The 12,653-nt window shown below is 35.7% G+C and carries 10 protein-coding genes; 3 read left to right on the forward strand and 7 right to left on the reverse strand.

Going from position 1 to position 12,653, the window contains the following annotated elements:
• Nucleotides 1–40: 40 nt before the first annotated feature.
• From EGX70_RS03795 to EGX70_RS03805, 3 genes are all read right to left on the reverse strand, one after another.
• Nucleotides 41–499 carry a SprT family protein gene (locus EGX70_RS03795; RefSeq protein ID WP_000366646.1) on the reverse strand — a complete coding sequence of 153 codons (459 nt, stop codon included), beginning with the start codon at nt 497–499 and terminating at the stop codon, nt 41–43.
• Nucleotides 462–2,624: a Tex family protein gene (locus EGX70_RS03800; protein ID WP_000429384.1), complete on the reverse strand. Its 2,163-nt coding sequence runs from the start codon at nt 2,622–2,624 to the stop codon at nt 462–464. The genes EGX70_RS03795 and EGX70_RS03800 overlap by 38 nt, the downstream gene beginning before the upstream one ends.
• Before the next feature lie 104 nt (nt 2,625–2,728).
• Nucleotides 2,729–3,772 carry an LLM class flavin-dependent oxidoreductase gene (locus EGX70_RS03805; protein WP_000571059.1) on the reverse strand — a complete coding sequence of 348 codons (1,044 nt, stop codon included), beginning with the start codon at nt 3,770–3,772 and terminating at the stop codon, nt 2,729–2,731.
• Between the two features lie 132 nt (nt 3,773–3,904).
• Here EGX70_RS03805 and EGX70_RS03810 point away from each other — a divergent pair, with 132 nt between their 5' ends.
• Genes EGX70_RS03810 through EGX70_RS03820 form a run of 3 tightly spaced genes read left to right on the forward strand, consistent with a single transcriptional unit; the run spans nt 3,905 to nt 5,753 of the window.
• Entirely contained in the window at nt 3,905–4,033 is a 129-nt protein-coding gene (locus EGX70_RS03810; protein ID WP_001018624.1) for an SPJ_0845 family protein, read from the forward strand.
• A 5-nt stretch (nt 4,034–4,038) separates the two neighbouring features.
• The gene (locus tag EGX70_RS03815; protein ID WP_000350891.1) at nt 4,039–4,941 is read left to right on the forward strand and encodes a permease; all 903 of its coding nucleotides are present in this window, start codon (nt 4,039–4,041) and stop codon (nt 4,939–4,941) included.
• Nucleotides 4,941–5,753, forward strand: coding sequence for a TIGR03943 family protein (locus EGX70_RS03820; RefSeq protein WP_000617815.1), 813 nt, complete (start codon nt 4,941–4,943; stop codon nt 5,751–5,753). Before EGX70_RS03815 ends, EGX70_RS03820 begins: the two co-directional genes overlap by 1 nt.
• Nucleotides 5,754–5,789: 36 nt before the next feature.
• Here the strand turns inward: EGX70_RS03820 and ftsY are convergent, their stop codons facing one another.
• The 4 genes from ftsY to smc form a co-directional block, all read right to left on the reverse strand.
• Nucleotides 5,790–7,400, reverse strand: a complete 1,611-nt coding sequence (ftsY, locus tag EGX70_RS03825; protein WP_000522267.1) for a signal recognition particle-docking protein FtsY — start codon at nt 7,398–7,400, stop codon at nt 5,790–5,792.
• Nucleotides 7,400–8,224, reverse strand: coding sequence for a Cof-type HAD-IIB family hydrolase (locus EGX70_RS03830; protein ID WP_001280060.1), 825 nt, complete (start codon nt 8,222–8,224; stop codon nt 7,400–7,402). Before EGX70_RS03830 ends, ftsY begins: the two co-directional genes overlap by 1 nt.
• The gene (locus EGX70_RS03835) at nt 8,224–9,021 is read right to left on the reverse strand and encodes a Cof-type HAD-IIB family hydrolase (RefSeq protein ID WP_000594102.1); all 798 of its coding nucleotides are present in this window, start codon (nt 9,019–9,021) and stop codon (nt 8,224–8,226) included. Before EGX70_RS03835 ends, EGX70_RS03830 begins: the two co-directional genes overlap by 1 nt.
• A gap of 90 nt (nt 9,022–9,111) precedes the next feature.
• The gene (gene smc / locus EGX70_RS03840; protein WP_123947939.1) at nt 9,112–12,651 is read right to left on the reverse strand and encodes a chromosome segregation protein SMC; all 3,540 of its coding nucleotides are present in this window, start codon (nt 12,649–12,651) and stop codon (nt 9,112–9,114) included.
• Nucleotides 12,652–12,653 lie beyond the last annotated feature (2 nt).

Below are 12,653 nucleotides of genomic sequence, written 5' to 3' on the forward strand. Positions count from 1 at the left end.
CTACTTTGACAGTAAAATTAAATAGGCCTTACGACTGATTTTAAAAACTCTCTATCAAGCGACCATGACAATAACCACAAGCAAACTTGCGTAAATTAACACGTCTCCTACGTCGGTATACTTGACCGCAAGATTGGCAAGAGTAATGATGATAATTCACTTTAACAGCCGTAACTCTAGGGGTATATCGTAAGCCATCGACTTTTTCTAGTAACTCTTTAAAAGCTTTATCCCTATGTTGATATCCTTTACCTTGTATATAGAGATGATAATGGCAAAGCTCATGTCTTACAATCTTACGAAAAATATCAATACCAAACTCACGATAAATTTTGGGATTAAAGTCAAGGTGTCTATCGTTTGGAAAGAAGCGTCCTCCAGTTGTTCTTAAGCGATTATTCCAATGTGCAGTATGTAAAAACTGACATCCAAAATCTTCTATAGACACCTTCTTAACATAATTAGTCAAGTCCGTCTGGCTTGATAAGACTAAGTCCAATTCTGCTACGCTCCGCATCTACCTCTACAACCCAAACAGTTACAATATCACCAACAGAGAGATATTTGCTTGGATGTTGTAAAGGAGGCATTTTTCTAGTTTTTTTATCGCGTTTTCGCTTAATAAGGCGAGACTGGTGGATTAGACCATCTTCATGAACACCAATATCAACAAAAGCACCAAAATCAACGACGTTTCGAACAGTTCCTTGCAATTCCTGTCCAACTTTTAAATCACTGACATCTAAAACATCATGTCTCAAAACAGGCGCTTCAAAATCATCACGCAAATCACGACCTGGTTTCAAAAGATCTTCTATAATGTCTTTTAATGTTTCTTGACCTACCCCAATACTTTCTGCTGTTGCAATTAAGTCAAGGTTTTGTAACTTCTCTTTAGCAAGATCATCTAATTCTTTGATAGTCAGTTGGTCAAGCAACTTTTTAACAGCTTCATAAGACTCAGGGTGAACACCTGTATTATCCAAGAAATTTTTAGCATTAGGAATACGTAAGAATCCAGCAGCTTGCTCAAAAGCTTTTGCTCCTAATCTGGGCACTTTCTTAATTTCAGCACGTGACTTAATTTGCCCATTCTCTTCACGATATTTAACAATATTTTCAGATATTGTTTTATTTAAACCTGAAACATGAGCTAACAAGGCTGGACTTGCTGTATTAACATTAACACCTACTTGGTTAACTACAGTTTCAACAACAAAATCAAGATTTTCTGCTAATTTTTTTTGGCTAACATCATGTTGATATTGACCCACACCAATAGATTTTGGATCAATTTTGACTAGTTCTGCTAATGGGTCTTGCAGACGTCTTGCAATTGAGATGGCCGAACGTTTTTCAACCGTTAAGTCTGGAAATTCATGACGTGCCAATTCTGAGGCTGAATAAACAGAGGCACCACTTTCGTTAACAATCACATAGGATACGTCTGGAAAATCTTGTAAAACTTCTGCAACAAATGCTTCTGATTCACGACTCGCTGTTCCATTCCCTATAGCAATAATTTCTATATTGAATTCTTTGATAAGTTTTGCTAACTCTATTTTTGATTGTTCGATTTTTGCTTGATTAGCTGGAGGAACTGGATAAATCACTTGTGTTGTCATTAATTTTCCAGTTTGGTCTACTACTGCTAATTTTGCTCCTGTACGAAAGGCAGGGTCAAAACCTAACACCATTTTCCCCTTAAGCGGTGAGACTAACAATAAGTTACGAAGATTCTCTGAAAACAGTGAAATTGCACCATCTTCTGCTCCTTCACTTAGTTCTGTACGGATACGGCGTTCCATAGCTGGAACGATTTTTTTCTTGACAGTCTGTACAATAAGGTCATCTATATATTGGCTAGTTTCTTTAAATCGAACAGCAAAAAAGCGAAACATTTTTTCAAGGTTATGCTCAAAATTAACCTTAAGAACACCCATTTTCTCACCACGATTCAATGCTAAAACTTGATAGCCATGGAGTTTACTTATTTTTTCAGAAAAGTCATAGTAGATTTTGAAGACCTGTTTTTCATCAAGTGACTCATCTTTAACAACTGCAGTGATTGAGCTGTAGTTCCAGATCTCATTATATGTCCATGAACGTAATTTATTATCCTCAGAAAAAGCTTCGATAAGAATATCTACTGCTCCAGAAAGTGCCTTCGTAGTTGTCTCAAAACCATCTGTAAGATAGTTTTGAGCTTCTTCCTCAAGGTTATCCTTATTTTGTAAAATAAGACGTGCTAAAGGAAAAAGACCTGCTTCACGTGCAATCGTAGCTTTCGTACGACGTTTTTCTTTATAAGGTAGGTAGAGTTCCTCAACATCTGCTAGTTTAGTTGCTTCTTCAATAGCCTTTTTGAGTTCTTGAGTCAACTTTCCTTGTTCTTCAATTTTGGCTAAGACCGTAGTTTTACGATCTGAAAGAGCTGTCATACTCTTATCAAGGTCAATAATTGATTTGATTTGAACTTCATCCAAATTACCTGTCATTTCTTTACGATAACGGGCAATAAAAGGAATAGTATTTCCTTCATCTGTTAATTCTAAAACCTTTTCGATTTGTGACGCTTTAATACCTAAATCAATAGCAATTTGTGTAATATTTAAATTTTCCATAACGCTTTTATTATAGCATATTTTTGACTTACGAAGAGTTTTAAAAAGCGATTTCAAGATAGCGTTTTTATAATCTAACAATAAAAAAACAGACCAGATCTGCTTTAATTCTTTTCAAAATATTTTCGAACAATTGGTGCTACTTCCTTACCATAAAGTTTGATAGCATTTAGGACGTCTTTGTGAGGCATAGAGCCAACTGGTAGATGTAACATAAAACGGTCTAACTCAAGTGCTTCAACAAGTCCTATAATTTTATGTGCAACCACTTCAGGACTTCCTACAAAAATAGCACCTTCTGGACCTACTGAACGTAAATACTGCTCTTTGGTCATTTCAGACCAATGAGGGCGTCCCTTAGCAATATTATCGACGGTCTGTTTCGTAGGGAAAAAATAACGGTCAATAGCGGTTTGATTATCCTCTTCAATCCATCCCCAAGAGTGAGCAGCAACTTTTAGTTGTTCTGGTTTGTGTCCATTACGACTACCAACTTCTTTATAAATATGGACCAATTGACGAAATGCTTTGGGATTCCCACCAATAGTTGCATAAACAATTGGCAAACCTTGTTCTGCAATACGAATTGTAGAATCAACATTTCCTCCTGTTGCCACCCATATTGGTAACTGTCTCTGTAATGCTCTTGGATAAATTGGTCGCTCATTAACTGTTTGTGTCAAATGACCTTTCCAATCGAGATTTGTCGCTGAGTTAATTGCTAACAACATATCCATTTTTTCATTAAATAAATCATCATAATCCGCTAAATCGTATCCAAACAATGGAAAAGACTCAATAAAGGAACCACGCCCTGCCATAATTTCTGCTCTACCATTTGAAAGTGCGTCAATCGTTGAAAATTGCTGGTAGACGCGAATAGGATCATTGGAAGAGAGAATCGTTACTGCACTAGATAAACGGATATTATTAGTTCTAACCGCTCCTGCTGCTAGGACAATTTCGGGTGCAGAGACCGCAAAATCTTCACGATGGTGCTCTCCAATACCATATACATCTAAACCAACTTGATCAGCTAGTTCAATCTCAGCAACTAATTGGCGAATCCTCTCAGGATGTGAATAGCTTTGGTTTGTTTCTTCAAGGATTGTTGTCTCTCCGAATGTTGTAATACCTAATTCAATCATAATCTTACCTCATCAATCTACTAATAACATTTTATCACTATATAGTATCATTTCCAATCGATTTGTTTTTTTATGTTAAAAATAAGCTAATATAGTATAATAGGTTATTATATAAAGAAAGAGGTGCCATTAATGGCTATTACGCACAAACGTCAAGATGACTTAGAAAGTATGTTCGCTAGTTTTGCTAAAGTACCAAAACCTAAAAAAGTTGATTCTGATTCAAAACCTGAACAGAAAGATGATTCTCAGAAAGATTAAGTTCTATGGATATCTTTAATCAATTACCGGATAGTGTCCTTCAATGGTTTGCCATTTTCATTTCCATTATTATTGAGGCACTTCCTTTTGTTTTGCTTGGAACTATTTTATCAGGAATTATTGAAGTCTTTATAACACCTGATATAGTCAATAAGTTCTTACCGAAAAATAAATTTCTCAGAGTCTTATTTGGAACCTTCGTTGGCTTTGTCTTTCCTTCTTGCGAATGTGGTATCATTCCTATTATTAATCGATTCCTTGAAAAGAAAGTGCCTTCATACACGGCAGTTCCGTTTCTTGCTACTGCCCCTATTATTAATCCTATTGTTTTATTTGCGACCTACTCAGCATTTGGAAATTCCATACGCTTCCTGATATTACGCTTTGTAGGTGCTACCATTGTAGCCATTGCTTTAGGAGTCATGCTTGCCTTTTTAGTAGATGATAATATTCTAAAAGAAGACGCTAAACCTACTCATTTTCATGATTATTCTGATAAGAAGTGGTATCAAAAAATCTTTCTAGCCTTAGCTCATGCCATCGATGAATTTTTTGATACAGGACGCTATCTAGTATTTGGTACTTTAATTGCTTCAGCTATGCAAATTTATTTACCAACTCGAGTTCTTACTACTATCGGACATAGCCCTATCACAGCCATCTTAGTTATGATGTTGCTTGCTTTCATCTTGTCATTGTGTAGTGAAGCTGACGCTTTTATAGGTGCTTCTTTATTATCAACCTTTGGAATCGCGCCAGTGATGGCTTTCCTTTTAATTGGACCCATGATTGATATTAAGAATTTAATGATGATGGTAAATTCTTTTAAAACAAGGTTTATTGTCCAATTCATTAGTGTATCTTCTCTTATTATTATTATCTATTGTTTATTTGTGGGGGTAATATAATGATTCGATTTCTTATTCTTGCTGGTTATTTTGAATTAAGCATGTATTTAAAGTTATCAGGTAAACTAAATCAGTATATTAATACTCATTATACCTATTTGGCCTATATTTCAATGGTCCTATCTTTTATTTTAGCAATTGTACAGCTAATTATTTGGGTTAAAAATATGAAAATGCATAGTCACCTACATGGTAAAATAGCTAAATCAACAAGCCCAATGATTTTAGTATTTCCCGTTTTAGTAGGTTTGTTAGTACCTACAGTTAGTTTAGACTCAACCACAGTCTCTGCCAAGGGATATAATTTCCCTCTAGCAGCCGGCTCTACTGGTACTGTAAGTCAAGATGGGACACGCGTTCAATATTTGAAACCAGATACCAGCACTTATTTTACTTCTTCAGCCTATGAAAAAGAAATGCAAAAAGAGCTTAAAAAATATAAAGGCTCTGGTACATTAACCATCACAACTGAAAATTACATGGAAGTTATGGAACTAATTTATCTCTATCCCGAGCAATTCATGGATCGCCAAATACAATATACTGGGTTTGTTTATAACGAACCCAAACACGAAGGATATCAATTTATTTTCCGCTTTGGAATCATTCATTGTATTGCCGATTCAGGAGTTTATGGTCTACTAACGACTGGAAATCAAAAAAGTTATCCGGACAATACTTGGGTAACTGTTAGAGGTACAATTAAATCCGAGTATAATCAATTGTTACAACAAAACTTACCAGTCTTACACATTGAAGAGTCTCGTCAAGTTTCTAAACCTAATAATCCTTATGTTTATCGTGTCTTTTAATATAAAAAGAACTTTCTAAATGAAAGTTCTTTTTTCTTATAAAATTCCTTCCAGAAGGCCACGCATGAAATCTTCTGAATTAAATTCACCAATATCATCGATTTTTTCGCCGAAACCAATGAATTTAACAGGAATATCTAGTTCTTGACGAATAGCCAGTACCACACCACCCTTAGCAGTACCATCAATTTTAGTCAGAATAAGGCCAGTTAATGGTGTAATTTTCGAGAACTCTTTAGCTTGACTTAAAGCATTTTGTCCTGTAGATGCATCTAAAGCAAGCAAAGTTTCGTGGGGAGCATCAGGTACGACACGCTTAATAATACGTCCAATTTTTTCCAACTCTGCCATAAGGTTTTCTTTATTTTGCAGACGTCCTGCTGTATCAATTAACAAGACATCAACGCCTTGAGCAACGGCTTTTTCCATGCCATCAAAGACAACGCTAGCCGGATCTGCTTTTTCTTCTCCAGTGACAACTGGTACATCAACACGGCGTCCCCATTCTACTAGTTGAGCCACAGCACCTGCACGGAAAGTATCAGCTGCTACTAACATAACTTTTTTCCCTTGAGACTTGTATTGATGAGCTAACTTACCTATAGATGTCGTTTTTCCAACACCATTAACACCTACAAAAAGCATTACGGTTAAACCTTCTTGGAAATTGATAGCCTCATTATAAATACCATCTTTTTCGTAGATTTCAACTAATTTTTCAACGATAACACGTTTTAAATCCTCTGATTTCTTGGCATTCTCTAATTTTGCTTCATAACGAAGATCTTCGGTTAACTGTGTTGCAACATTTACCCCAACGTCAGATAAGATTAACATTTCTTCTAATTCTTCAAAGAACTCTTCGTCAACACGACGGAAGTTAGAAAGGAAAGCATTAAGGCGTGCACTAAAACCTGTGCGTGTTTTTTTCAGGCTACGATTATATTTTTCCTCTTGACTCTCAGCTTTTATAGTGTCTGCCTGTGATTGCGATAAAACTTCCTGTGCCTCAGAAAATTCTGACTCATCTGTTGACAGCGAATTAGACGAGATTTCTTTCTCAATTGCTTTACGTTTAGCATAGTAATCTGCTAAAAAAGCATCAGCCGCAGATGTATCCTCTGACTCTGTTTGTACCTCAGTTTTTCCACTAGACATCTCTTCTTGAAGGGGAGTTTCTGAAAACTGATCTGAAGCCTGACTATCACTTAATTGCTCCTTATCACTAAAAGATGCCTCAGATTTAGCAGAAACATTGTCAGAAAGAGTCGTGGAATCAGGAACTACATTTTCTACCTCAGAAGTATCTGCTACCTTTGTCTTAGCCCTATCTTCTAGTTCTAAAAAACTATCGTCTTCTTTTACAGGAATTTCATCGGTATCTTCTGACTCTAAAGGATGAATTTCAGAGGTAACTGGTTGATGTGATTCTGACAATGCTGTATCTCTTTCTAATTCTAAGAAAGAATCATCTTCTGCAACAGGGACTTCAGAGGTTCGATTCAAAGTTGACTCCTTCGAAAAGTTGCTGCCCTCCTCTTTATCAATAACTGAATCTTCATCTTCTAAAACAACAGATTCTGATGCTTCAATTTCTGGTTCTTTATCTTTTTTCTTATGTCCAAATAGGCGGTCAAATAATCCCATTAATTTTCCTCACTTAAAATATATTTCCCAATTGCTTCGGCGACTCCAGACTCATCGTTATTACAAATAGTTGTCGCTTTTGCTATTGCCTTAGCTTCTGGAATACCATTAGCCATTGCAACTCCTAAGCCTGCCCACTCTAGCATTGATAAATCATTTGCTTCATCTCCCATTGCCATAACTTGACTACTATCTAACCCAAGGTGTTTTGTCAGTAGTTCTAAGCCGACTGCTTTATGAACACCTTTAGGCATCAATTCTAAAATGATATCACGTGATTTAAACATTTCATAGTCAACTTTAAGTCTATCAGGAAGTTTAGCAATTTGTTGATCAAGATATGTAGCATCAATAACACTAACAATTTTATTATAAACTACATCCTTTGGCACTTGCTCTAAATCATCAACTTCTATAAATTCTAAGAGCGGGTTGGCTAAATGATATTGAGAATGGTGTCCCTTGTTAGCGATACTATATACCGTTCCCTCACTTAAGATATCTGTTGGCAAACCCACTTGATACAACTCCTCATGGATATCTTCCACTTCTTGTCGTGTCATTGCAGTTTTAGCTAAGATTTTCCCTGTATTTTGTTGAACTAAACCACCGTTAAAAGTAATGCTGTAATCTTCATCAGATACTAACTCTAGGTCCTCTAACAAATTACCAATTGCTTTTAAAGGACGCCCTGTTGTAATAACAACTTTTATACCTTTTTCTCTAGCTGCTTTTAAGGCCACTTTATTTTCTTCTGAAACTTTCTTATCTGTTGTAAATAAAGTGCCATCTAAATCTAAGGCAAGTATTTTAATATCCGACATTAATCCACCATACTTTCTAAATAAGCCATTACAGCTTGATTATTGTGATGACCTATAATACAATCTGCTATCTCTTTAACTTCTGGTCTAGCATTTTCTGTTGCGATAGCTTTTCCTGACCACTCTAGCATTTCTAAATCATTAATATTGTCACCAAAAGATAAGACTTCTTCTGCTCTAATACCGTATTGTTCACAGAGGTGCTCTAAACCATTTCGTTTATTAACTGAGCTTAGAATAATATCAATGGATTTAAAACCTGTTGTCACTGCTGTGGTATACGGTATAGCTTGATTTACCCACTCCTCAGCTTGTCTAACAGTCTCTTCAGTAAAGTTAGCCGTTACTTTGAAAATAATATCATCAACATCTTCAAAGTGAGAAACTTTTTGCAAATTATCATAATAATGAGTGATGAATTCAATATAATCTGGATTGGCATCACTTAGAATATATGCACCATCCTTGCCAGATAAGACATATTCATTATTCTCCATATAAGGGCTCTTACTCAAATGGTCAATAATATCTAAGTATTGTTCTCGACTCAAGTGCTGTTCATATGCCAAGCGATTAAATAAGACTGCTGCACTTCCGTTTTCTGCTATAAAAGCCATCTGATCACGAAAGTCAGCAAATAATTGTTCAAGTGATAATAAGGAACGCCCACTTGCTGCCGTAAAGACAATTCCTTGTTCTTTAAATTTTTTTAGCACATTTGCTAAACGTTTTTTATCATAGGTACCGTTTTCATCTAAGAATGTACCGTCCATATCGGTTGCTACTAATTTTATCATGGAATCTCCTAACTAAAGGGTTTACATTTACTATTGTAACATAAAATAAGGCTGAAAATCCAAAAAACAGAAGGGATCCCCTTCTGTTTTCTAATTGGTCATTTCTTGAGCTTCTTTTAATTTTACAGAAACAATTTTGGAAACGCCTGATTCTTGCATCGTTACCCCATAGATACTATCAGCAGCAGACATAGTCCCTTTTCGGTGAGTAACAACGATAAATTGACTTGATTTATCAAATCGATTAAGATAATCGCCAAATCGCTTAACATTTGCTTCATCTAAAGCGGCCTCAACTTCATCCAAGATGACAAATGGAATTGTCTTAACACGGATAATGGCAAATAATAATGCTAACGCTGATAATGCTTTTTCACCACCTGACATCAAGTTTAAAGACTGGATTTTTTTACCAGGAGGTTGAACCGAAATATCAACCCCAGCTGATAATAAATCACCTTCTGTCAGAATAAGGTCCGCAGAACCTCCACCAAACATCTGTACAAAGGTTTCTTTGAAACTATGACGAATGGCTTCAAATGTCGATTTAAAACGAGTCTTAACTTCATCATCCATATCTGTAATCGTCTCTAGTAATAAATTTTTGGCATGAACTAAGTCGTCTCGCTGTGTGTTAAGGAAGGTCAATCGTTCATGAACTTCTTCAAATTGAGCAATTGCATCAATATTAACAGGTCCTAAAGCTTTAATTTTAGCTTGTAGAGATTTCAATTGTTCACGCGCCATCAAAATATCTTCCAAGACATTTGCTTTTACCTTCGCTTCATCCAATGTCATCTGATAGTCTTCTGATAATTGACGTGAGAATATCATCAATTGTTGAGATAATTGTTCACATTGTGACTCTAATTGAGCTTGCTGACGAATAAGACTTTCATTTTTTTGTCCCTCTTTAGCCAGAGAAGCAGCTAAATCATCTAAAGCAGCTTCACAATCCTCCAATTCAAAACGGAGACTCACAAGCTTTTCTTCGTCATTTTCTCTTCTATTATTTACTTGTAGCAACTGTTTTTCTATACGTGGAAGCTCTTCTTTGTCTAATTGACTGTCCTGATGGCTTAGTAATGTTTGTAAATTACTAATGTCACGTTTTATTTCAGACAAGGTAATCTCTAGACGTGTACAGTTGGCACGTTCAAATTTCTGCTCGTTTAGCAAATCACGTTCTTCTAGCTGTGCCTCTGACAATAATGTTGTTAGATTATTGACTTTTTCTTGAATTGAATCTTTATCTTCCTTAATTTGAGCAATTGAAGTTGTCAACTCTTCTTTTTTAATAGCAAATTGTTCAAGTTCTTTTTCTAAACGATTTTTTTCATTTTCAGAAGTAGTTTGTTCCAACGCCCCGCTGCTTAATTGCAAGCCATTATATAGTTTATTTAAATCAGCAAGCTTTTCTGATAGTTGTTGATACTCTATATCAGCTCTTTGTTCCTCAAGACGAGCTTGTTCTCCATCATTCTTAAGTTGTGCTAAGGTTTCTTGTTTCTCTTTGAGTTGCTCTAACAATGTGGCAACTTCTTTTTCTTGAATTAATTGTTTACTTTGTGCCTGTTTCAATTCTTTTTTTAGATTATCCAATTCAGGCTTGATAAAAACAGTATTATTTTGACGATTTGCTCCCCCTGAGTACGACCCTCCAGGGCGTAACTCTGTTCCATCTAAGGTTACTAAACGTACTTGATAATTCAATTGTCTCGCAGCTACATTAGCATTATCAACCGTATCAAAAATAGCAGTTAACCCTAAGTTATTTTTAAAAATGTTTGACAAGCGTTGATCATAGGTTACCAATTCACTAGCTATTCCTAAAAACCCTTGAGAACTTTGTAATTTTGAGAGATAATGTTGTGCTAATTCTCTTGGTTTTATTGTAGTTAAAGGCAGAAATGTCGCTCTACCTTGGCGGTTTTTCTTTAAAAAAGCAATTGAACGTTTGGCAGCACTCTCGTCTTCAACAATGATGTGTTGGCTGCTACCTCCCAAAGCTATCTCCAATGCTGTTTGGTAATGTTTGTCAAAGCTAAGATGCTCACTAACAGCACCTATGATACCTCCAAGCTGGTCCTTAGCCTGTAGAACTGACTTCACTCCAGCATAGAAATTACTATGATTTTTCCAAATAGATTCTAAACTCGAAATACGTGCTTGCTTTGATTTGATTTCATCTAAATGATCAAATAAAATTGACTGCTGATTCTTATACTCACCTTCTAGATTTTGCAAGGTTTGACCTAAATCTTGGTAGTGAGATAATAACTGACGAACATTCTTCTTTGCAGCCTCAAATCGTTCCAATGCTACCTTTGCGTTACTTTTTAATACTTCTAAATTTTTGCTAACTTCTTGTATTTCTTGAGATTTAGCTTGAGAAGCTTGTTTTTGATTCTCTATATCAGCTAGTAAAGCTGTTAAAGCGTTTGAAGTGTCGGCTTCTTCTTGCATCAAGGTAACAAAGTCTTCTCGAAGTTTTTCAATAATCTGATCCGGATTAGTTGAAAAACGCTCCAAGGAACTTTCTGTACTAACAATTTCTGATCTTATTTGGGCTATTTTTTCCGACAGAGTAGTTAACTCTATATTTTTTTGGGTAATCTGGTCACTACAATCTTTAGCTTTAATTTCTAACTCTGCTAAGCGTTGACCTGCCTCTTCTTTTTTTTCAGCCTTTTGGTTTGACTCTAAACGAATCAGATCAATTTGGCGTTCCAAATCTGACTTTAACTTTGTAACGTCTAAAAGAGCTAACTGTTTAGCCTCAATTTCTTCAGATAAATGGTGACGTTTCTGTTTTAACGATTGATTTTCATCTTCAAGGGACTGACGTTGTTGGTAATAAGTTGCTAACTCTTTTCTTACTGTCAATAGCTTTTCCTCAACAGTAGTTAAATCTGATTGATGTTGTAAAATATCTTCAATCAAAATAGATAAGTGGAGTCCTTGTCGTTCCTCATCTAATACTAAAAAACGCTTGGCAATACTTGCTTGTTTTTCTAATGGTTGGACTTGCATGTCCAATTCATAAATAATATCCTCTAAGCGATCTAAGTTCCCTTGAGTTTGTTCTAATTTGGATTGTGTTTCTTTCTTACGTGTTTTGTATTTCAGAACACCAGCGGCTTCTTCAAATATGGCACGGCGCTCTTCTGGTTTACTATTAAAAATAGCTTCAACGCGTCCTTGGGAAATAATAGAAAAAGAATCTCTTCCTAATCCAGTATCCATAAATAAATCATGAATATCACGTAAGCGAACTTTGCGTCCATCTATTAAATATTCACTATCTCCGTTTCGAAAAATACGACGTTCAACTCGAACTTCGTCAGCTATATTTTCGATAAAATGGTCGCTATTATCTAAAGTAACACTCACTTGCGCATAATTAAGGGGCTTACGATTTTCTGTACCAGCAAATATAACGTCTGGCATCTTACCTCCTCGTAAACTTTTTGCGCTTGATTCTCCCAATGCCCAACGTAAACTCTCTGTGATATTACTTTTACCTGATCCATTTGGACCTACAACAGCAGTAACTCCTTGATCAAATTCTACCTTAGTTTTATCCGCAAAGGACTTAAAGCCTTGCATTTCAATTTCTTTTAAAAACATGA

The sequence above is a fragment of the Streptococcus sp. FDAARGOS_522 genome, from assembly GCF_003812445.1.
GTDB lineage: Bacteria > Bacillota > Bacilli > Lactobacillales > Streptococcaceae > Streptococcus > Streptococcus agalactiae.